Here is a 22,023-nt window from a genome sequence, read left to right as displayed (position 1 = left end):
TTCGTAGTCTTTATCCACCAAGATAGGCTTCTTTAACACGTGAATCGGAGAGCATAGTTTTACCTTCACCGTGAAATAAAATATGTCCTACCTCTAAAATATAAGCATAGTCAGCTATAGAAAGCGCAGCAAATGCATTTTGTTCAATAAGAAGAACAGTTTTTCCCATCTCATTAATTTTTCGAATAATTGAAAAAATTTCTCGAACGAGAAGCGGTGCCAACCCCAACGATGGTTCATCTAATATGACCATATCAGGATTGCTCATGAGTGCACGGCCCACAGCAACCATCTGTTGTTCACCACCTGACATTGTTCCTCCTAACTGTTTTGCTCTTTCACGTAGACGCGGGAAAAGATCAAATATCCATTCAATATCACGGGAAATTCCCTGCTTATCGTGACGAATATAAGCGCCTAGATGAAGATTCTCTAAAACAGTGAGATGGGGCATGATACGGCGTCCTTCAGGACTTAGAGCAATACCTAATCGCAAAATCTCTTCTGGTGATTTTTTAATAATGGATTTGCCATTATAGGTAATTTTTCCATAAACAGAGCGATTAAGTCCTGTAATAGAACGTACGATACTGCTTTTTCCTGCACCATTGGCTCCAATTAAAGTGACAATACTGCCCCGCTTTATGGACATAGAAAGATTTTGGACAGCTTTAATGGCGCCATAATGAACGTAAAGATTTTTTATTTTAAGAATATCCATAAACATCTCCGCCAAGATAAGCTTCAATAACTTTAGGGTTATTACGAATTTCATCTGGTGTACCATTGGCAATGCAACAGCCATATTCCATAACCAAAATATGTTGACAAAGCCCCATAACCACTTTCATATCGTGCTCAATAAGAAGAATTGTAAGATCAAAGTCTTTTTGCACTTTTGCTATGAATTTTCTAAGATCTTCACTTTCTTGTGGATTCATGCCAGCAACAGGTTCATCAAGAAGAAGCAATTTGGGCTTTGTGGCTAACGCGCGTGCAATTTCTAGACGTCGTTGCACACCATAAGGTAAAGCTGTTGCCGATTGATCAGCAAGGTGATCAAGTTGTAGCTGCTCAAGGAGTTCTAAGGAATTTTTATAAACTTCCTTCTTTTCTTTTATTGCCTTTGAAAAAAATAGAGCTGAAGAAAACCAAGGATATTTTTGTCGAACATGCGCTCCTACCATAACATTCTGCAAAACCGTTAACCCTGAGAAAAGACGAATATTTTGAAATGTTCTGGCAATATGGCGTCTACAGATAATATAAGGAGGCGCTCCAGAAATTTTTTGCTCATCAAAAAGAATGATGCCGCTTGTAGGAGCATAAAATCCAGAAATCATATTGAAAACTGTTGTTTTTCCAGCACCATTAGGACCAATTAATCCAGTAATACTTCCTCGTTTAATTGCCATATTAATATTATTTACAGCAACTAATCCGCCAAAACGCATTATAATATTATTGAGTGAAAGGATGGTGTCGTTCATAGCTTTCCCTCAGTATTAGAAAGCTTTTTGCGTGTCAAAAAGCTATAAATTCCATTCCATGAGAATTCTCGTTGTCCCATCAACCCTTTTCTCCAAAACAAGATAATTACCAGCAATAAAAGAGAAAAAACAACCATGCGAAGTCCTGGTGTTTCTGGAATATGTATAAAACCTAAGTCAAATGGACTTTCAATAATACGAAGCCATTCAAGCATAACTGTAATAATAATGCTGCCAATAATGCTTCCTGTAATTGAACCGAGACCACCAGCAACTACAATCATCAAAATATTAAAAGTTAGAAGAAAATTAAACATTTTGGGATCAATGGTTGAAATAAGAGCAGCCATTAATGCTCCACCTATACCTGCAAAAAACGCTCCAACAGTAAAAGAAAAACTACGGTAGAAAAAAGCGTTAATTCCCATAGTTTTCGCAGCAATTTCATCATCACGAATGGCACGTAATACGTTACCAGTATTGCTTTGCAGTAAAAGGACAATAAAGAGAACTGTAAATGCTAACCAACCATAGTTCCACCATAATGTTGCATTTTGAGGTATTCCCTTGATACCTAAAGAGCCATTTGTAAGCGATGTTGCGTTCGTAATGACAATGCGAATAATTTCTGCAAAACCCAATGTTGCAATTCCAAGATAATCACCACCAAGACGTAATATTGGTAAAGCAATCAATAAACCTACAACTGCAGCACATATACCACTTATAACAACAGCGACAAAAAAAGGTAATTGCAGATGATACAATGGTTCAGCGATAGGCTCCAGAATCCACATCATTTCTTTTTGTTCAGGGGAAAGAAGTAAAATTGCGCAAACATAAGCACCAATAGCCATAAATCCAGCATGTCCAAGAGAAAACATACCTGTGAAACCGTAAATCAAATTAAGCGAAATTGCCAATATCGCATTAATAGCAATCAGATTTATGACACGAAGCGTATAGTCATTAAAATGGCTATCAGCATAAAATAAAAAACCTATGAGAACTAAAACACTTATACAAGATAAAACAGTTGTCACTGACTTTGCCATTAGATCTTCTCCTGACTTTTTTTACCCATTAATCCTGTGGGCAATATCAATAAAATCAGAATCAATAAAATGAAAGCGAAGGCATCTCGATATCCAGATAGCGCGGGGAAAAATGCGATAATCATAATTTCAATAAATCCTAATAACAATCCTCCCAACATTGCTCCTGGTATCGAACCAATACCTCCGATAACAGCAGCGATAAATGCTTTGAGACCAGGAAGAACGCCCATATAAGGCTGAATTTGAGGATAACGTAAAGACCACATAATACCTGCTATAGCGGCAAGAGCTGAGCCTATTCCAAATGTAAATGCAATAACTTTATTGACAGACACACCCATCAAACGCGTCGTTTCAATATCATGGGAGATTGCACGCATAGCAAGACCCGGTTTTGTTTTATGGATAATCCATAACAGTAAAACAATAAGAATCAATGACACAACGGGAACGATCAGAGACATGGGAGCAATTCTAATGATACCATCTGCTCCTGATCCTAAATGCCATAAAAATGGTGTTACAAGAAAATCTGGTTGTTTTACACCTTTTGGAACACCACTAAAGAGTACAGTAGAAAGATTTTCAATAAAAAAAGAAACACCAATTGCACCGATAAGTGCCGAGATACGCGGAGCATGGCGTAGAGGTTTATAGGCAAGTTGATCAACAACAATACCCACTGCACTTGTAATAAAAATAGAAAAACAAAGAGCTAAAACCCAAATCGGGGTAAAAGCTTGTGGAGAAATTTTAAAATAATAAACAAAACCTAACGCAAGGATTAAAAAAACAGCAATCCAATAAATTGAAGGGCGCTTTTTAAACCCTATAAAGACCGAATAATAAATAAGAGCCGCGAGAAACAAAAGAAGGAGTGCTGCCCAAGCAGGCATAAAGCTAATTGTGGAAAAGAAAACAAAATATGCTCCTAGCATGAAGATATCACCGTGAGCAAAATTAATGAGTCTCAGTATACCGTAGACCATGGTGTAACCAATAGCGATAAGCCCATAAAGAGATCCCAATGCCAGTGCATTAAAAAAATACTGGATGAACATTTCAGTGCTCATCTCTCATCCTTCCACATTTGTTAATTTACATAGGATAACAAGAAATTTCTAAGTTTTTGGTTGAGAAAAAGATCCTCAACCAATTCTTGCATTTTAATAAGTAAAACTTTTTAATTAAAAAGCAGGTTTAACCTCTTCTAAATAAACACGTTTTCCATCCTGTATTTTAATGATACCAATAGGAATCTTAGGGTTATGATTTTCATCCATTGACATATCACCGAAGGGGGTTTGAAAATCTTTTAATTTGCTAAGAGCGATAGTAATTTTTTCACGATCAGCGCTACCAGCATTTTCAATAGCCTTCATGAACATCATATAACTCGTATATCCCAAAACAGAATTGATATTCGGCTCTTGGTCAGGATACTCTTTTTTCCATTCTGCTGTGAATTCTTGCGCAGCTACTGACATATTTGGCATATCCTCACTATAGGGAAGTGTCGTATGTAAGAAACCTTCTGAAGCTTTTCCTGCAATCGCAATGGTTTCTGGATTATCCATAGCATCTCCACCCATAATTTGAAACTTTGCTCCTAATTCTCGCGCTTGTTTCATAATGATAGCACCCTCAGAAAAGTAAGATGGAATGAATAAGATGTCAGGTTTTTGCGCGATAATTTGCGTAAGAACAGCTGAAAAATCCTGATCGCCGGAATTATAGTTTAAATTTGAGACAACTTCACCACCTAATTTTTTGAAAGCACGCATAAAGTAGCTTGCAAGACCAATGGCATAATCGTTTGAAATATCTTTGAGGATAGCTGCTTTTTTTGCGTGTAAAGTTTGACTTATATAAGTCGCGATTCCCACCCCTTGATAGGAATCAATAAAACAAGCGCGGAAATAATATTTTTTACCCTGTGTAACAAGAGGACTCGTTGAGGAAGTGGCAATGGTTGGAGTCTTTGCTTTTTCAGATATTTCACCACCTGCCAACGAAAGTGAGGAACCATAGCTACCAATGATTCCACTTACTTTTTCACTTGCTGTTAAACGCATAACAGCATTAGCCGCTTCTACTTTATCAGACTTATTATCAATAATAACAAGTTCCACTTTACGTCCTAAAATTTCTGGAATTTTTTTATGGGCTAATTCTATACCTCTAATTTCAAGCTGACCTCCAAATGCATTTTGACCACTTAATGGAAGATAAACACCAATTTTGATAGGTTCACTTGCATAAACATTTGCTGTAAATGCCATGAATGCTGTGATTGTCGTAAGGATTTTTTTCAATTGCATTGCGCATTTTCCTTAATTGAATTGTTGTTTTTTCACCTTATATTGAACTTCTTCATCATGCAAGTTACACATTTATGAAAATATCATTATGTAAAAAAACCTTTCATATAACCTCTTTTGTAGGGCACTCCTTGTAAGATATGTAAAGCTTACAATCAAATAGTTTTATAAATATTCATGTTGATATTCTCTGACATTAACATAGAAGATACGACAATATGGGGAAATCTTATCTTGGGGCTTGCGTGTTGATACAAGAGCAATGTTTACTTAAACCTAGAGAATCAATATCGTACAATTTATAAGCTACAGGATCACGTTATTATGACGAGTAAGGATGCATTAAAAGATTGTCCCCTATCTGAAGATAGTATAGGTGCTTGTGGGGAGATTATCGAAATCAGTGGTGTCATTAAGTGGTTTGATGGTAGTAAGGGATATGGATTTATTGTACCTGATTTACCTCATTTCCCCGATATATTATTGCATGTTACGGTAATGCGAAGAGATGGTTTTCAAACAGCTTTGGAGGGAGCTAAAGTTATTTGTGCTGTGGAAAAAACTGAAAGAGGGTTAAAGTGCGTTCAGGTGAAATCCATAGATTGTTCTTCAGCAATTCATCCATCAGAAGTTCCAGCCCGTACCCATGTTGTTGTTACTCCAGAAAGTGGACTAGAACGTGCAATTGTTAAATGGTTTAATCGTGACAAAGGATACGGTTTTCTTAGTCGTGGGCAAGGAACAGAAGATATTTTTATTCATATGGAAACGTTGCGCCGTTTTGGTTTAGCAGAGCTTCGTTCTGGCCAAGTTGTTCTTGTACGTTTTGGTAAAGGAGAAAAAGGTTTAATGACAGCAGAGATTTATCCGGATATAGGCATTCCTTTAGCGACACATTGAATTTCACGAATGAAAACAGTATGTTTTCTATGTTTTTAAAGGTGGTTATTCCGTAAATTGCTATAGGGTAGATTTTTAAAGAGAATATGACTCTAGTGAATCCATAAACCAAATGGAGAAAGTTGCGCATATTACGTTGAAAGAAAATAGAAAACAACAAGGAAGCAATCCTCTTATTTTTTTGACTTTTAAACTCTGGTACTTTTTATTTTAGAAACAAAATTTTAAATTTTTCTGTGGTGGAGACAAGAATGTTAAAGCCTTTTAAAAAGCGGTATATTGTTTTACTGGTAATGCTTTTTATGTTAGAAATGCGTGTTGTTGTAGCAAAAAAGCCCATAGAAATTCCTGTTCATCCGATTCCTTTAGAAATACATACAAAGCAAGGTACGGTTTTTTATAAGGTAGAGGTTGCTTTTACGCCGTCTCAAGCAGCAGCTGGTTTAATGTATCGGACTGATTTTCCACGCGATCGTGCAATGCTCTTTAAGCCGCTAAAAAGTTCTCAATCGGGAGATGAACAGAAAATTTTTATGTGGATGGCAAATACGCCTTTACCTTTAGATATGATTTTCTTAAACTCTGAGGGAATTATTGTATCGATTATTGAAAACACTTCTCCATTTTCGACAAATACCATTTCATCAGAAGTTCCTGCAGCTTTTGCACTTGAGATCAACGCTGGTGAAGTTTCTGAAAAAAAGATACAAAAAGGGCAACGTGTTATTCATCCTGTACTTTGTGGGAAGTGCAATAAAAAATGACCGCTGAAGATATTCGTTTTTTTGAATATAATGGTTTGCGATTTGCTTATCGAGAAGAAGGGCAGGGCGCACCTGTTTTGTTGATCCATGGTTTTGGATCTTCTGCACGAGTGAATTGGTATGCAACAGGTTGGTTTCGCATTCTCACTGAAGCAGGATATCGTGTTATTGCTCTTGATAATCGCGGTCACGGAGATTCAGTTAAAAGTTATGATCCTGTCTTTTATACACCTCAAGCTATGGCTGGTGACGCAATAAAGTTACTACAGCATTTAGAGATATCTAAAGCCCATGTTATGGGATATTCTATGGGGGCTCGTATTAGTGCTTTCATGGCTCTTTTGCATCCAACATATGTACACAGTGTTATTTTTGGTGGTTTAGGTATTGGTATGGTAACGGGAGCGGGAAATTGGGAGCCTGTTGCTGAGGCACTTTTAGCAGAAGATATTTCTACCATTACCAATACGCGCGGTTTAATGTTCCGTAAATTTGCAGATCAAACGAAAAGCGATAGGCGTGCTCTTGCTGCTTGTATCATTACATCAAAACAGGAGTTAACGGCGTCTGAAGTTTACAAAATTAAGCAACCTGCACTTGTTGCCGTTGGTTCATTAGATGAAATTGGCGGTGCTGCAGAGCCATTAGCAGCTTTATTGCCTTGTGGTGAAGCTTTATCAATTCCTGGTCGAGATCATATGCTTGCTGTAGGCGATAAAGTTTATAAAAAAGGTGTTATAGATTTTCTTTCTCGTTATCCTATAAGATAAGCATTCTTCATAGGTCTTAGCATTTATAAAAATACTCAGTATTTTTATCTCGTATAAATTGAAAAAAGCTTATTTAAAAATTTTTCTATTGTGACATAAGTTTTTATAAAAAATGGAAAGAAAAATAAACTCTTATTAGCTTATTTTTTATATTTTTTAGAGATGTAATTTTTCTAAGGCTAGATAATTATACTTTAAAATTTATTAAAAAGAATTATTTTTGAATGATGTAATAATATTTTTTGCTAAAAAATGTAGTTTTAAATAAAAAAAGTATTGTTATTTGTATTTTTTATAAAAGAAAAAAATTAGAAATTATTGATCAATTTTTCTTACGAATATGCATTCTAAACGCAGATGCTAAAATTGGAGATAAAGTAAAATTATTAAAAATATACAGTTTTTTGCCATTTTTTAATCTATACGGGTATATTTAATAATGATAGACCTTTTGTAAAATTTCTTTATGAATGTATAAAGAACGTTGTAGATATATGTAATATTAAGTAAATGCTTAGATTAAGATTTTTTACTGACTTTACAGAATCATGGGAGTGTCTTATTTGCGCGACACGCAATTATTTTAGTCGTTTCAAAAAAACAGGAGAGCATAGTGAATGCTGATGAAATAAAAAAACTTGATAATTATTTAAAAAATATATTCCAAAACTCAGCATTGCAAGTCAGAGCACGGCCTAAAAAGAGTGATTCTTGTGAGGTTTATGTGGGAGATGAGTTTTTAGGCATTATCTATCGAGATGAAGATGAAGATGAGCTCTCCTATAATTTCTCAATGGCTATATTAGATATTGATTTAGAAAAATGATTCGTTATTCATAGTTAAATGAATCTTTTTATCCCATAAGATTTATATAAGTTTTAACGCTTTAAAGCTCGTATGGTTATTTCGTGCAATAATAAGATGGTCATGGATAATAATGCCTAATGCATTTGCTGCATCTTTTAATCTATATGTCATTGTTATATCTGCATCAGAGGGGGTGGAATCGCCAGAGGGGTGATTGTGGACTAAGATAAGTCCTGATGCAGATAACTCTAAAGCTCGAGAAATAACTTCACGAGGATAAACAGGTGTATGATCAATGGTTCCAGTTTGTTGCACCTCATCAGCAAGTAAGCCGTTTTTCTTATCAAGAAACAAAATACGAAATTGTTCACGTGTTTCGTGAGCCATAACAGCTTTACAATAAGCTAACACTTTATCCCATGATGAAAAAATATCGCGTTTAAACAATTGCGCACGAGCAAGACGTCCAGCAACATCTGAAATAATTTTTAAATCAATTGCAGTGGCGGGACCACATCCTGGAATTTCTTGAAGTCGGTGAATGTCTGCTCCCAACACATCAGCTAATGAACCAAAGCGCGCTATCAAATTTTTAGCTATGGGTTTTGTGTTTGCACGGGGTATTGTGCGAAAAAGCAATAATTCAAGATATTCATAATCTTCGATTGCATTTCCTTTTGACTTTAAATAACGCTTCCGAAGACGCTCACGGTGTCCTTGATAATGTTTATGAAGCTGTGCGTTTTTCTGAGGCTCTTCACTTTTTCTTTCTGATACTGGGGTGAGTGGAGAACTCGATGTTAATGCAAAGTGATTACTTTGAGTATCTTCCTTTTGATTTAATTTTTTAGCCATAACATCTCTACATTGCGTTAGGTATGCGAATTTGGAATATAAAAAATATTTTTAGGAGATTGTGTAAATATTTCATACCCTTCATTTGTAACACCAATTGTATGTTCGTATTGTGCTGTCAGAGAACGGTCACGGGTAACAGCAGTCCAACCGTCAGATAAAATCTTAACTTGTGGTTTACCAAGGTTAATCATAGGCTCAATTGTAAACATCATACCTTGTTTTAATTCTATTCCTTCTCCAGGATTTCCATAATGGAGGATATTGGGTGCATCATGAAAAAGCTGGCCGATACCATGTCCGCAAAAATCTCTCACAATTGAACAGCGTTCAGATTCTGCATACTGTTGAATGGCTGCCCCAATATCACCTGTCGTTGCTCCAGGCTTAACGACACCGATTCCTTTCATAAGACTTTCATAGGTTATTTTTAGCAAGCGTTCTGCTGCACGTCTAATTTTTCCAACAGGATACATTCGGCTTGAATCTCCATGCCAACCATCAAGGATAAAGGTTACATCAACATTTACAATATCGCCTTCTTGCAAAGGTCTTTTATTGGGGATACCATGACAGACAACGTGATTGATAGATGTGCAGCATGAATGGCTGTATCCATGATAATTTAGATCAGCAGGAAGTGCTCCTCTACTAGCACCAAAAATAAATACAAAATCATCTATTTCTTGCGTAGTAACGCCCGGCTTAATAATATCCGTAAGCGCATCAAGGCATTCTGCAGCAATACGACCAACTTCACGCATTTTAGCAAAAGCATAATCATCGAAAATGCGGATTTTTCCATTAAATTTTAAAGGGATTTTATTATATTCGATATACTCAGTCATTGTTTTTTCTGTTTTCTATTTTTACTCTCTGAATCGGAAAAATGCCTTCTACACTTACGTGACACTTTACAGCATAACATTCTACTCCTGATTTTAATGCTAAATCAAATTTACGTCCATAGAGTGGATCAAGATCATGACAGATTGTAAAAGCTGCGCAATCTTCTCGTTGAATAATATAAAGCATAGCAGCTCTTTTTCCTTGTTGTACAACTCCTATGAGCTCATCAAGGTGACGTGCTCCACGTTTTGTTTTACTATCAGGAAATTCTGCTAATCCTTTTTGACGAATAAAATGAACATTTTTGACTTCTAGGTAACAGTCAGGAAGAATGTCATCACGTAAAAGAAAGTCAATTCGTGATTGTGTTCCATAGCGTTGTTCTTTTAAAATTGTTTTATATCCACTTAATTCTGGTAGTAATCCGTTTTGAATTGCTTCTAATGCAAGTTTATTGGGTAAAGCAGTATTAATGCCAACCAAAGTATTATCGGCTTCAATAATTTCTAATTGATAGGCATATTTTCGTTTGATGTTATTATGATATGAAAGCCAGATATTGGAGTTGAAAGCTGTTAATCCAAGCATTGATCCTGTATTAGGTACAGACACGGTGAGGACATGCTGATCATCTTGTTGAACATCCGCAAGGAAACGTTTATAACGACGGATAAGCTTTGCAGGAAAAAGTTTGGGAATAAAATGCATATCCCTTTTTTAGGATTTATGATTTCATAATTCAACTGAGATTATGATTTGTAGGAGCTATTCCTTATAAAAAAGATAAAATTGATGTAAAAAACGCTACGATATCCTATATAAATTGTTATAAATTCCATCGTTCACTTTAATGGCTTTTAAAATTTATTATCTTTGAGTGAAAAGATAACATTGTCTATAATTTATTATTAAACAGCATTAGAGTACTGTGAAGAAGGTTTCGTAAAAAATAGTGGAGAGGGAGATAGTTTAAGTGAAACTAGGTAAGATTGATGGCTGGAACGAATAAGAATCGTGAAAATTTAACAAATGGTCCCATTATTATTTTAGTTGAACCGCAGCTTCCTGAAAACATTGGTATGGTCGCAAGGGCAATGGCAAATTTTGGGCTTTCTAAGCTTCGGTTAGTCAAACCTCGAGAAATGTTTCCAAATGAAAAAGCTATAGCTGCTGCAAGTAAAGCTGATCATGTCATTAACAACACTGTGATTTTTAATACATTGCGTGATTCAATTGCAGATTTACACTATGTTTTTGCCACAACAGCACGTGAAAGATGCGGATTTAAAACTGTAAAAAGTGCTGTCGAAGCAGCAAACGTATTACGTCAGCGTGAAAGTATCGGACATAAGACAGGTATTGTCTTTGGAAGAGAGAGATGGGGATTAGAAAATGATGAAATCAGCCTTGTTGATGAAATTATTACTTTTCCAGTTAATCCTGCTTTTGCGTCACTTAATATTGCGCAAGCGGTTCTTTTGATGTCTTACGAATGGATGAAAACAGGTCTAGAGAATGTCAGTGATACGGCATTTCGTGCCGCAGAGATGGAACCTGCAAATAAAACAATATTTCATGGTTTTTTATCTCAGTTAGAAGAGGCTTTGAATATCCGTGGGTATTTTAGACCCCTTGAGCGCAAAGAAGTAATGCTTGCAAATTTGCGCTCTGTTTTTACGCGCGCTAACTTTAGTGAACCTGAGGTTCGTTTATTACGAGGCATTATATCTTCTTTGGATCATTTTTCGCCACAATATCCACGGGGGAGTAGAGCACCTGAAGAGCGTGATCGTAAAAAAAATAAAAATAAGTGTGAAAATTAATGGATGAACGACCTGTTCTTTTTTTTGATAGCGGTATTGGTGGTTTAACAGTGTTCAGGGAAGCACGTATTCTTATCTCTGAAATGCAGTTTATCTATGTTGCTGATGATGCAGGATTTCCTTATGGAAATTGGAAAGAAAATATTTTGAAAGAGCGTATTTTAAAGATTTTTACAAATCTCTTAACACGCTACAATCCAGCCTTATGTGTGATTGCTTGCAACACCGTTTCTACACTGATGATGGCAGATTTACGACAGAATTTTCCTCATGTCCCTTTTGTAGGAACGGTTCCTGCAATTAAATCAGCTGCTGAACAAACAAAATCTGGTTTTATTTCCGTATTAGCTACTCCTGGAACAGTTAAACGTGCCTATACAAATGAATTAATTAACTCTTTTGCTGGACAGTGTCATGTTCAGCTTGTGGGAAGTAAAAAACTGGCTGGATTTGCTGAAGATTATTTACGGGGAAAATCTATCGATTCAGAAGAGTTAAGAAAAGAAATCCTGCCATGTTTTGTGGAAAAAAATGGACAATATACTGATGTTATTGTTTTAGCCTGCACACATTATCCTTTTTTGATTAACTTCTTTCGTGAACATGCTTTATGGTCCGTTGAGTGGATTGATCCGGCGAAAGCGATTGCCAAACATATCAGATCATTATTACCACTGTCGGAAAAAGTACACGATCAATATATAAAGAAATATCAAGATTTTGCGTTGTTAACATCGAAAAATATCACTTCTTTAACGGAGAATTTGTTTAAAGGATTTGGCTTAAAACTCATGAAAGGAGTTGACTTTGGGTTACGAGACCAATAATGATGATCTAGCTATTTTTTCAAGAAAATAGCATTAATTGACGTGTCCCGTGGATAACTTTGCATATTAATATGTTAAGGTATTCTGTCAGTCTTTAGTATTTAAAGGCAGAGGAGGGCGCGTTTCCTTGGGATCTTAAGATCTCGTGTTTTATTTTATAAGGAAATGCGATGAGTAAACGCGAAACAACAAAGTATAAAATTGACCGTCGTATGGGAGAAAATATTTGGGGTCGTCCAAAATCTCCTGTCAATCGTCGTGATTATGGTCCAGGTCAGCATGGACAGCGTCGTAAAGGAAAACTTTCTGACTATGGGGTGCAGTTGCGTGCTAAACAGAAATTGAAAGGGTTTTATGGAGATATTTCAGAAAAACAATTTCATAAAACCTATGAAGAGGCTGCTCGTCGACGGGGCGATACTGGTGAAAATCTTATCGGTCTGTTAGAATCGCGTTTGGATGCTGTTGTTTATCGTGCAAAATTCGTGCCTACGATTTTCGCTTCTCGCCAATTTATCAATCACGGTCATGTTAATGTAAATGGTCGGCGCACAAATATTCAATCTTATCGTTGTAAACCTGGTGATGTTATTGAGGTTCGGGAAAAATCAAAACAACTTGTTTTAGTTTTAGAATCAGTGCAATTGGCAGAACGTGATGTCCCTGATTATATTGAAGCAGATCATAAACAGATGAAAGCAACCTTTACGCGTATTCCTGCTTTTGCAGATGTTCCTTATGCTGTGCAAATGGAACCTAATTTGGTTGTTGAATTTTATTCTCGATAATTTTTCTGCAAGAGAAGTTGTTTTTCTCTTCTATTATTATAACTTCAAAATATTGTGTTGTTTTTACAATCTTTGAAGTTAATAAGTGTTTTTTTGTGAATGGTTCTATATTAAGTTTATTGCTATGTTTTATAGCCATAAACTTATATAGTTCCATTTCTTTTTTGTGTATCTAATTTATGAATTCAAAAAACATAAATGTAAGCTTGCTTTAATATTTGTTTTTATCTTTGCAAAACGAGCTGTTATTGTGCAGGATATGGTATTATGAATGATGTTTCAGTTGAATATCAGGCAATAGAAGAAAACGAAGGGAGAGATGATCCTTTAATAAGCGAAGCAGATAGTTGTCATCCAATGTTTCGTGTTGCTCCTTCAAGCGTAGAATTTAATAAATTGCGCAAACGACTTTTGCGTCATATGCGACAAGCTTTGGATGATTTTTCTATGCTCTCTACAGGAAAAAAATGGCTTGTTGCTTTATCGGGTGGAAAAGACTCTTATGGTTTATTAGCGCTTCTTTTAGACTTAAAATGGCGAGGGATTTTATCCGTTGAAATTCTTGCCTGTAATCTTGATCAAGGGCAACCAGGATTCCCTAAGCATATTCTTCCAGACTTTTTAAGTTCTTATAAAATTCCATATCGTATTGAATATCAGGATACTTATTCCATTGTTACAGATAAATTGGCAGAGTCGCAGACATATTGTTCACTTTGTTCTCGATTACGACGTGGTAATCTCTATCGTATTGCACGTGAAGAGGGATGTTCTGCATTAGTTTTAGGTCATCATCGTGATGATGTTTTAGAAACATTTTTTATGAATTTGTTTCACGGTGGCCGATTAGCTGCCATGCCTGGAAAACTTAAAAATGATGAAGGAGATCTTTTTGTGTTACGTCCTCTTGTTTATGCAGCTGAGGAGGATATGGAAAAATTTTCTCAAGCAATGCAATTTCCGATTATTCCTTGTAATCTTTGCGGTAGTCAAGATGGTTTACAACGTAATGCAATGAAAGAAATGCTGAAAAATATCGAAAGGCAAATGCCAGGACGTAAAGATACGATGATTCGCGCTTTAACAAATGTACGCCCAAGTCATTTGCTTGATAAGAAATTCTTTGATTTTAAGACCTGTTAATAAAGATTAGATATTAAAAAAATAAGTTCAAAGAGTTTAAGATAAGATACTTATTTATAATGATAATTTATGTTTTTTAATTTAAATACCGTAAGATTATTTTGTTTCAAATTCTCTTATATTGCATCCATAAAAAACATCCGCCTGCATATCACAAAGGAAATTTTTGTGTGCATAAAACACTATTGAAAAAAGTTTCCTTTCACTTATTAATAACTGTCGCAATATGAAAAATGGGAAAATAGTACGATTGTCGATTTGCTCTTTTGTTAAGTAAAAATGGTGAACCTTGTGGATTTTATTCTTTTGCGCCGCCGTCATCGTCGTTTAAGGCTCATTTAAGGCATTAAATTAAGAGAATATATAACTGCTTGGTATTAGTGTATAGAAACATTCAGGGTAACGATTGCTCGTGAATTCTTATGAAGTGAGTTACATAAGTGATCAAGTTCGATTGTGAGTAGCTGATCTTTTTATAAACCAATGCCGATAGAAATCTTCATCATTGAGGACAGGGAAGAAGTTAAATTTTCAAACTGCTACACCATAAAGATCATAGGCATCCGACTGTTCAATTTTAACGCTGACAAATTCACCAACACGCAACGGGCGTCGTGATGATATATGGACAACACCATCTATTTCTGGAGCATCATATTGACTACGACCTTTGGCAACTTTTCCTTGACTTTCATCGATAAGAACTTGGAGTCTTTTTCCAATTTTTTTCTTTAAAAGATGTGTGGAAATTTGTTGTTGTTTTGCCATAAAACGATGCCAGCGATTTTCTTTCACCTCTTCAGGAATATTTTCTAATCCCAAATCATTTGCGGCGGCTCCTTTTACTTCTTCATATTTAAAGCACCCAGCGCGTTCAATTTTTGCTTCTTCTAACCATTTTAACAGGATATTAAAATCTTCATTCGTTTCACCAGGAAAACCAACAATAAATGTTGATCGCAAAGCAAGATCTGGACATATTTTTCGCCATTTTTCAATTCTACGGTTTGTTTTTTCTATGAGTGCAGGACGCTTCATATGACGCAAAACAGCTGGTGATGCATGCTGAAAAGGAATATCCAGATAAGGAAGAATTTTTTTTGCAGCCATAAGTTCGATAACTTCATCAACATGGGGATAAGGATAAACGTAATGCATACGTATCCAAATACCCATATCGCCTAGTTCGCGGCAAAGATCAAAGAATTTTGTTTTGATTGTACGATCTTTCCAAGAATTTTCGAGATATTTAAGATCAATACCATAAGCACTTGTATCTTGTGAAATAACTAAAAGTTCTTTTACACCCGCTTGCACGAGTTTTTCAGCTTCACGAAGAACATCGCTGATGGGACGTGAAGTGAGATCACCACGCAGAGTAGGGATGATACAAAAACTACACTGGTTAGAGCATCCTTCAGAAATCTTTAAGTAGGCGTAATGGCGAGGTGTTAAACGAATACCTTGGGGAGGAACTAAATCAAGAAAAGGATCATGAACAGGAGGAATTGCTGTATGAACAGCTTCTATAACACTTTCATAAGCTTGCGGTTTTGTAATAGCCAATACATTAGGATACGTTTGGCGAATAACATCAGGATCAGCACCAAGACACCCTGTTACAATAACTTTTCCATTTTTTTTGAGAGCTTCATCAATATTGGCTAATGATTCTCTCCTTGCCGAGTCAAGAAAGCCACAGGTATTCACAATAACGACATCAGCTCCTTGATGTTGACGTGAAATTTCATACCCTTCAGAGCGAAGGCGTGTAATAATTCGCTCAGAATCTACGAGTGCTTTTGGGCATCCGAGGGAGACAAAACTAATACGAGGTGCTACCATGATGATCCTACAATTACTATGAATGATTGAGTTAGGCTTTTTATAACTTAAAAATAATGTTCTTTATTTTTATACCTATGCAATACAATCTGTTACAAAGTTATTTGATTTTTTTCTACAAAATTTTATGTATTTTTATGCATGCATACAATTTTATCTTATTATATCGTAAAATTCTTTTATTGAGGACGATGATATAAGGCTGCTTCCTTCAAAGCATTCAAGTTCTTTTATAAAGTACGTGGTGAATATTTTAAAGCTTACTTGTCACGCCTTGCGTAAGTGAAGGACATGGAGGGAAGGGAAAATGAAACCCGCTCGATAAGGATCTGAATTGTTTATAGACCGAATTGGGGCATCCTTTGGCCGTGGAGAGGAAATCAACTGCGTGTGGCACAATAAAAAATACTCAACAGCTTCTTATTGCGATATCTATCGCGTACTATAAGGTTTATTTTTAATATTTGCGAATAAGTCCGGTAAGTTTACCTTGTATTTCTACACGCTCGGATTCGTATGTACGTGCTTCATAATGAGGATTTGCGGCTTCTAATGAAATAGAAGCGCCTTTGCGTCGATAACGTTTTAATGTGGCTTCTTTTTTATCAATAAACGCAACAATAATTTCACCTGTTATTGCTGTATTTTGACGTTTCACAATGATCGTATCTTTATCAAGGATACCAGCCTCCATCATAGAATTATCTTTAACTTCTAATGCGTAGTGCTCACCTTTATTAACCATATTGCGTGGGAGAGAAAGAGTGTTTATTTGTTGTAGTATAGCAGAGGCGGGCACGCTCGCAGAAATACGTCCCATGATAGGAATGGTGATATTTTTTTTTTCTTCTTCATCAAAGTTGTCAAGGTTACTCAAGCTTTTTGATATTTCCCTTTTATTTCTTTCTATCATATTGGGAGAAATTTTACGTGCTAAAGAAAGATTAAATGTTATTTTCTCAGGGAGTCGAATCACTTCCACTGCACGAGCGCGATTGGGTAAACGACGTATAAACCCTCGTTGTTCTAAGGCTATAATGAGCTTATGAATACCAGACTTTGAAGAAAGTTCTAATGCATTTTTCATTTCTTCAAAAGAAGGAGGAACACCTGTTTCTTTTATATGGTTATGAATAAACAAGAGTAGCTCATATTGTTTACATGTTAGCATTCAATATTCCAATCAAAATAATAAAAAAGGAGTAAAGTAAAAATACATGTATATATAACACTTTTACAAATTTTTCTCGCAAAATCAAAATTATTTTATTTATTTTTGATCTTATAATTTAAGTTAATGAAGCAATACATTTATTTATAGACATATTTAAATTATTATTTATATAAAACTTACTTTAATCATTTTATGAAATTATTATTTATATATTATATATCTACATTAATATTAAACAATGTATAAAAGTACTCTATAGCTGTGACTGAATTATCCAACACTAAATTTTTGCTTCATGTCTGCTTTATTCTATAGAATAAATTGGCTTTCGTTATATATTCATTATGCATGAATAAAAATCACACCCTCAAAATGCAATTGTTTCTCATTATCCCATTTTCAGGTCTAACGTGCCAACCGCTATATACTATTTTACTGAACCCTAATGTTGCGATAATTTTTAGTTATTGAAAGGAGGCATAAAAGGTATTTTCATTTCTTTTTTATAGTTTTATTCTCTCACTTGTATCGGTCAAAAAAATGCTTTTTATTGTTTCAAGATAAACAGATTTGAAATGAGAGAATCTCACAGTATTTGAGATCTCTCACTCAAGTGAGAAAATGATATTACAGTAAAAAGTATTTTTCTTCTCTATCCATTATGCTCAACAAGCCATGTGAGGGAAGGGGTAATTTCTTATAATTTTAGCGCTTCGAATCTATGCAATATTTCGCAGTGAAATTGTTCCTTGATTGAAACTTCAAAAAGAAGATTAAAGAGTACCTATACAATGATGAAAAAAGGGAGGGAAACCGGAAAATTATTGATAACTGAAGAAAATAATAATATTTTTCTTCAAAAGGTGTTGACCAAATGAAAAGTCAACCGTATGTTCCCTTCACTTTCTGCAAATTAGATAGTCTCCAAACTAGATAGCTTGTGTGAGAGCGCGTAGCTCAGCTGGTAGAGCAACTGACTTTTAATCAGTAGGTCCAGGGTTCGAATCCCTGCGCGCTCACCAACTTTAAATAATATCAATAGACTATACAAAAATTTAAGAATCTTTCTTGTTTTGATTCTTTTTGGAGTTTCTTATTGATTCTATAGCCAGTCATTTTCTATCAGATATTTTGGAATAGAGCGATGCTATGCTGTCTCCTGTCCAACAACAAAGAGCTTTAAGCTTACGATACGGTTGTACCTATGTTGGCAGCACATGTGGTTGCTCCTTTTCTCAATCTATAGATTGATTTTTTTATACCTACTGCATTACATGATTCGCAAAACAAGTTGCTAAAATCACCACTTATTCACAGTTTATATTATGAAATGACTTTTCTATAAGATGTTGATTTGTTTATTTTTTATTCTTTTTAACATCTACTATAGTACATTTATTTCTTACGAAAATCATAAAAAGGTTAACAATGTGTTAATTTCTTGATAAAAGGGACAAATTCAAGAGTGGTATATGCGCGAGGGAAATCATTTAAAAACGTAAATTCTTCCGTCGCGTACAAAAAGCGTGACAGCGTGACGTGGTTTTTACAGTAGTACTTAACAGAAATAAGTGGACTGAATAGATGCCTTCAAATAGAAAAAAGAAATTTACTTTTATTATTAAACCAACACTTCAATTGTTTTCTATGATCGTCATTTCTCAGTCACTGGTATCTTGTTGCGCAAGCCAAACTATGAATTTTTCAATAAAAGATTCCTATCATAATAAACCAATTGACGTGAACACTTCTGTCCTACCTCAACAAGTATCCAATAAGAAGAAACAATCGGAAGAAAAAAAGCGTGGACGAGCTGTTGTTGGTAAACCTTATCAAATAAAAGGAAAGTGGTATTATCCTCAAAATGATCCGACTTATAAACGTGTTGGCGAAGCATCATGGTATGGTTCAGATTTTCATGGACGTTTAACTGCCAACGGTGAAATTTATGACATGAATCTTTTGACTGCTGCTCATCCTACAATGCCTTTACCTAGCTATGCTCGTGTTACTAATTTGAAAAATGGATCTTCAATCATTGTTAGAGTGAATGATCGCGGACCTTTTATGAAAGACAGAATCATTGATTTATCAAGGCAAGCTGCGGCAATACTGGGGTATGTAGATAGGGGGGTCACAGATGTTAAAGTAGAATATATTGCTGAAGCACCCGTTGGCTATTATGATGGTGCATATTTAATGGCCTCTTATACTCCTGGAAATGCTGCCTCATATTCATTAGCGTCAGAAAATGCTTTGAAAAAAAGAGAAACTGTTTTGTTAAAAGAGAAGCGCAATACAGGAAACAAAGAAGAATTAGCTAAAGCAGCTGCTGTTGAACAGGAACAACGTAATAAAACTGTTGCAGTTAAATTGCCAGAAATTGGTCCTATCATGGTTGATAAGCCGATGCCATTCGATCAAGTTGCTTCTATAAATAAGCTAAACAAAAAAACAAAGGTCAATTGGCTACAGCTGTTTTAAGAAAAAATGCGTTGATTTTTTATCTATATAATTCTCTAGTAAAAAAGATAAGAACTTACGGATTTATTAGTGGAAGGTTTTCATCTTAAAGCGCGTTATCCTTTTAAAAAAGCGTGGTTGGGTGCTATTATAAATTCAGTACGTCCTTTCCACTCCATTGCTGATCTATTGGTCGTTTTATGATATTGCTTGCTTAATAAAGCGCCTACTTTTCTTGCTGTAATAGCTTTTGCTAGACGAGGGTAGATTATTGTATCGGGTCTGTTTGTGTAATTTCCAAAGCAACTATACAATCAATTTGAGAGGAATAAAAAGCTTAAAAAGTAAAAAAATATTTTCTTTTGATTCGTTTTTGCAGCTTTCCAAAGCATCCACGGTAATATCTTATGAAGAGATTATGCATTACCTCATGCTTTTGTTTATCGTATTCTTTAATGGAGTAAGTCCCCTCACGAAAAACAGAGCGTCTCAAACAAAATACACTTAAATTGCCAATTCACGTACTCCCAGCTAATATTTAATCAAATCAATAGGTTATATAAAAGTTCGGGAGTTTTGATTCCGTTGATTCTTTTAACTTATTTTCTACCTATCCCTAACTTTTTTATAGCTTATACCCAATCATTTTATCTAGATAACTGGATTTGCTAGCAGGGCGCTTGACTCTTATTTTTATTGATCGTATAGTGACGATATACGATAAGGGGCGGTAATCGCAATTGTGAGTTTCAAACATAAGAGCTTAAAATTATTTTATACAACGGGTTCCACAAAAGCTATTCGACCAAATCGCGTAAAAAAATTACGCGTTATCTTGACAGCTTTAACAAGTGCTACGACGCCTGAAATGTTGAAAGCGCCTGCCTTTAAAATGCATCCTCTTAAAGGTGAACTTACGGGATATTATTCCATATGGGTGAATGGAAATTGGCGTGTTACTTTTCGCTTTATAGGAACAGATGTGGAGCTTGTTGATTATCAAGATTACCATTGATGAAAGGAACGAAAACAAATGATGCATAACCCCGCACATCCGGGCGAAGTTCTAAAAGTAGCTTTCTTAGAAGAAATGGGGATAACAATACAAAAGTTAGCTGATCATCTCCATATGACAAGAGCTTCTCTATCAAGAGTGATTAACGGACATGCCTCTATGAGTACCGAACTTGCAGTGAAATTAGAACTAGCTGGTTTTAGTAAAGCAAAATTTTGGCTGGATATGCAAACGAATTATAATTTATGGCAAACAATGCAACAGACACAACCACCTATTTCTCCTCTGGTTTCTGATGCACCTCAAACGCCGCATTAATTTCATTCATAATTTTGATGGGGCTTTGGTTTGTTTTCTTACTGTCAACTATGCTTCTAACTTTTTTGAAGTTTTTTGATTGCTTCTGTTGCAAGTCGTTTTCTATCGGCTGTTTTGGTATAGAGGGATGCCATGTTATCTTCTGTCCAGCCAAAAAGCGCTTTCATTTGCGAAACTGTCGCACCAGCATTTGCTGCACGTGTTGCTGCTAATTTTCGCAATCCATGCGCTGATTTTTTAATACCTGCTGCATTACAAGCTTTACGAAACAGATTACCAAAACTTTCTTTGGTCAGTTTTTTACCTTCTTTACCGCAAATAAATGTTTCATCTCCAATAGGTCCAATTTTAAGTGTTTCTGCGAGTTCTGGCAAAATCGGGAGAAAAACATCTGTTTTAAATTGGCTCTTTTCTGTTTTTAAATGAATAATATTATCTGTTGTGATATCTTTCCAGCCGATACGAACGGCATCACCACGACGTAAACCTGTATACAAAAGGACGTCAATCCATACACGTTCATGCGTTCCTAGCATCCAGCGATGATAATATTTGTCAATATCTTCTTCTAACCATGGTATGAACCCTTCTGCGTTAAAGGATTTTGGCGGCTTTATATTAAAAGCAGGATTTCTATTCAAAAGATCATTATCAACCGCCCAATTAAAAAGACCATTTAAAGCCGTTAAAAAATGTCTTGCCGCTGCGGGAGTCTCTCGTCTTCTTTCTACTGCATCAAGAATGTGTTGTTTGTTTATGCTTTTATATGCACGATCACCGATATGTTTAGAAACATTATTCAGAATTCGATA

The 22,023-nt window shown here is 35.4% G+C and carries 22 protein-coding genes and 1 tRNA gene; 12 read left to right on the top strand and 11 right to left on the bottom strand.

What is annotated here, in order from left to right; genetic code table 11:
- Nucleotides 1–10: 10 nt before the first annotated feature.
- The 5 genes from ACFIKE_RS01855 to ACFIKE_RS01835 form a co-directional block, all read right to left on the bottom strand.
- Nucleotides 11–721 carry an ABC transporter ATP-binding protein gene (locus tag ACFIKE_RS01855; RefSeq protein ID WP_375625763.1) on the bottom strand — a complete coding sequence of 237 codons (711 nt, stop codon included), beginning with the start codon at nucleotides 719–721 and terminating at the stop codon, nucleotides 11–13.
- A complete protein-coding gene (locus tag ACFIKE_RS01850; protein ID WP_375625765.1) occupies nucleotides 708–1,490 on the bottom strand; it encodes an ABC transporter ATP-binding protein in 783 nt (260 codons plus the stop codon). The genes ACFIKE_RS01855 and ACFIKE_RS01850 overlap by 14 nt, the downstream gene beginning before the upstream one ends.
- Complete coding sequence (locus ACFIKE_RS01845; RefSeq protein WP_375625767.1) at nucleotides 1,487–2,545, bottom strand: branched-chain amino acid ABC transporter permease; 1,059 nt, start codon at nucleotides 2,543–2,545, stop codon at nucleotides 1,487–1,489. Before ACFIKE_RS01845 ends, ACFIKE_RS01850 begins: the two co-directional genes overlap by 4 nt.
- Nucleotides 2,545–3,621, bottom strand: coding sequence for a branched-chain amino acid ABC transporter permease (locus tag ACFIKE_RS01840; RefSeq protein WP_375625769.1), 1,077 nt, complete (start codon nucleotides 3,619–3,621; stop codon nucleotides 2,545–2,547). The genes ACFIKE_RS01845 and ACFIKE_RS01840 overlap by 1 nt, the downstream gene beginning before the upstream one ends.
- A 114-nt stretch (nucleotides 3,622–3,735) precedes the next feature.
- Nucleotides 3,736–4,869: an ABC transporter substrate-binding protein gene (locus ACFIKE_RS01835; RefSeq protein WP_375627340.1), complete on the bottom strand. Its 1,134-nt coding sequence runs from the start codon at nucleotides 4,867–4,869 to the stop codon at nucleotides 3,736–3,738.
- Between the two features lie 324 nt (nucleotides 4,870–5,193).
- Here ACFIKE_RS01835 and ACFIKE_RS01830 point away from each other — a divergent pair, with 324 nt between their 5' ends.
- From ACFIKE_RS01830 to ACFIKE_RS01815, 4 genes are all read left to right on the top strand, one after another.
- A complete protein-coding gene (locus ACFIKE_RS01830) occupies nucleotides 5,194–5,769 on the top strand; it encodes a cold-shock protein (protein WP_015856414.1) in 576 nt (191 codons plus the stop codon).
- 251 nt (nucleotides 5,770–6,020) lie between these two features.
- Nucleotides 6,021–6,533 carry a DUF192 domain-containing protein gene (locus ACFIKE_RS01825; RefSeq protein ID WP_375648263.1) on the top strand — a complete coding sequence of 171 codons (513 nt, stop codon included), beginning with the start codon at nucleotides 6,021–6,023 and terminating at the stop codon, nucleotides 6,531–6,533.
- The gene (locus tag ACFIKE_RS01820; RefSeq protein WP_375627342.1) at nucleotides 6,530–7,303 is read left to right on the top strand and encodes an alpha/beta fold hydrolase; all 774 of its coding nucleotides are present in this window, start codon (nucleotides 6,530–6,532) and stop codon (nucleotides 7,301–7,303) included. The genes ACFIKE_RS01825 and ACFIKE_RS01820 overlap by 4 nt, the downstream gene beginning before the upstream one ends.
- Before the next feature lie 613 nt (nucleotides 7,304–7,916).
- Nucleotides 7,917–8,129 (top strand): DUF3126 family protein, encoded by a 213-nt coding sequence (locus ACFIKE_RS01815; RefSeq protein WP_375628388.1) that lies wholly within the window; start codon nucleotides 7,917–7,919, stop codon nucleotides 8,127–8,129.
- A 42-nt stretch (nucleotides 8,130–8,171) separates the two neighbouring features.
- Here the strand turns inward: ACFIKE_RS01815 and radC are convergent, their stop codons facing one another.
- From radC to sfsA, 3 genes are read right to left on the bottom strand one after another with little or no spacing between them, the layout of a single operon-like run.
- On the bottom strand, nucleotides 8,172–8,966 hold the full coding sequence (radC, locus tag ACFIKE_RS01810; RefSeq protein WP_375625778.1) for a DNA repair protein RadC: 795 nt from the start codon (nucleotides 8,964–8,966) through the stop codon (nucleotides 8,172–8,174).
- A 17-nt stretch (nucleotides 8,967–8,983) separates the two neighbouring features.
- Nucleotides 8,984–9,814: a type I methionyl aminopeptidase gene (gene map / locus ACFIKE_RS01805; protein ID WP_375627344.1), complete on the bottom strand. Its 831-nt coding sequence runs from the start codon at nucleotides 9,812–9,814 to the stop codon at nucleotides 8,984–8,986.
- Nucleotides 9,807–10,523 (bottom strand): DNA/RNA nuclease SfsA, encoded by a 717-nt coding sequence (gene sfsA / locus ACFIKE_RS01800; RefSeq protein WP_015856408.1) that lies wholly within the window; start codon nucleotides 10,521–10,523, stop codon nucleotides 9,807–9,809. The genes map and sfsA overlap by 8 nt, the downstream gene beginning before the upstream one ends.
- A 284-nt stretch (nucleotides 10,524–10,807) precedes the next feature.
- Between sfsA and ACFIKE_RS01795 the strand changes: the two genes are divergently transcribed.
- The 4 genes from ACFIKE_RS01795 to ttcA all read left to right on the top strand — a co-directional run bounded on the left by ACFIKE_RS01795 (nucleotide 10,808) and on the right by ttcA (nucleotide 14,396).
- A complete protein-coding gene (locus tag ACFIKE_RS01795; RefSeq protein WP_375625783.1) occupies nucleotides 10,808–11,638 on the top strand; it encodes an RNA methyltransferase in 831 nt (276 codons plus the stop codon).
- A complete protein-coding gene (gene murI, locus ACFIKE_RS01790; RefSeq protein WP_375625785.1) occupies nucleotides 11,638–12,465 on the top strand; it encodes a glutamate racemase in 828 nt (275 codons plus the stop codon). The genes ACFIKE_RS01795 and murI overlap by 1 nt, the downstream gene beginning before the upstream one ends.
- 170 nt (nucleotides 12,466–12,635) lie before the next feature.
- Entirely contained in the window at nucleotides 12,636–13,253 is a 618-nt protein-coding gene (gene rpsD, locus ACFIKE_RS01785; protein ID WP_273722651.1) for a 30S ribosomal protein S4, read from the top strand.
- Between the two features lie 267 nt (nucleotides 13,254–13,520).
- Nucleotides 13,521–14,396 (top strand): tRNA 2-thiocytidine(32) synthetase TtcA, encoded by an 876-nt coding sequence (gene ttcA / locus ACFIKE_RS01780; protein ID WP_375648262.1) that lies wholly within the window; start codon nucleotides 13,521–13,523, stop codon nucleotides 14,394–14,396.
- 531 nt (nucleotides 14,397–14,927) lie between these two features.
- Here the strand turns inward: ttcA and rimO are convergent.
- The gene (gene rimO / locus ACFIKE_RS01775; RefSeq protein ID WP_375648261.1) at nucleotides 14,928–16,241 is read right to left on the bottom strand and encodes a 30S ribosomal protein S12 methylthiotransferase RimO; all 1,314 of its coding nucleotides are present in this window, start codon (nucleotides 16,239–16,241) and stop codon (nucleotides 14,928–14,930) included.
- A gap of 457 nt (nucleotides 16,242–16,698) precedes the next feature.
- The gene (gene lexA / locus ACFIKE_RS01770; protein ID WP_375648260.1) at nucleotides 16,699–17,412 is read right to left on the bottom strand and encodes a transcriptional repressor LexA; all 714 of its coding nucleotides are present in this window, start codon (nucleotides 17,410–17,412) and stop codon (nucleotides 16,699–16,701) included.
- A 949-nt stretch (nucleotides 17,413–18,361) separates the two neighbouring features.
- Here lexA and ACFIKE_RS01765 point away from each other — a divergent pair.
- From ACFIKE_RS01765 to ACFIKE_RS01750, 4 genes are all read left to right on the top strand, one after another.
- Nucleotides 18,362–18,437: transfer RNA gene (locus ACFIKE_RS01765), tRNA-Lys, on the top strand.
- Between the two features lie 562 nt (nucleotides 18,438–18,999).
- Nucleotides 19,000–19,899 carry a septal ring lytic transglycosylase RlpA family protein gene (locus ACFIKE_RS01760; RefSeq protein WP_375625793.1) on the top strand — a complete coding sequence of 300 codons (900 nt, stop codon included), beginning with the start codon at nucleotides 19,000–19,002 and terminating at the stop codon, nucleotides 19,897–19,899.
- A 712-nt stretch (nucleotides 19,900–20,611) separates the two neighbouring features.
- Nucleotides 20,612–20,893: a type II toxin-antitoxin system RelE/ParE family toxin gene (locus ACFIKE_RS01755; RefSeq protein ID WP_375625915.1), complete on the top strand. Its 282-nt coding sequence runs from the start codon at nucleotides 20,612–20,614 to the stop codon at nucleotides 20,891–20,893.
- Nucleotides 20,894–20,911: 18 nt separating this feature from the next.
- Complete coding sequence (locus ACFIKE_RS01750) at nucleotides 20,912–21,211, top strand: HigA family addiction module antitoxin (protein ID WP_330168901.1); 300 nt, start codon at nucleotides 20,912–20,914, stop codon at nucleotides 21,209–21,211.
- A gap of 56 nt (nucleotides 21,212–21,267) precedes the next feature.
- On the opposite strand, the gene ACFIKE_RS01745 is transcribed toward ACFIKE_RS01750, so the two are convergent.
- On the bottom strand, nucleotides 21,268–22,023 hold a 756-nt coding region (locus ACFIKE_RS01745), incomplete at its 5' end, for a tyrosine-type recombinase/integrase (RefSeq protein WP_375648259.1).

The sequence above is a fragment of the Bartonella sp. MU70NMGDW genome (assembly GCF_042194085.1).
In the GTDB taxonomy this organism is placed as follows: Bacteria; Pseudomonadota; Alphaproteobacteria; order Rhizobiales; family Rhizobiaceae; genus Bartonella; species Bartonella grahamii.
Note: the sequence above shows the minus strand (reverse complement) of the source record. Positions and strands in the feature narration are given on the sequence as shown.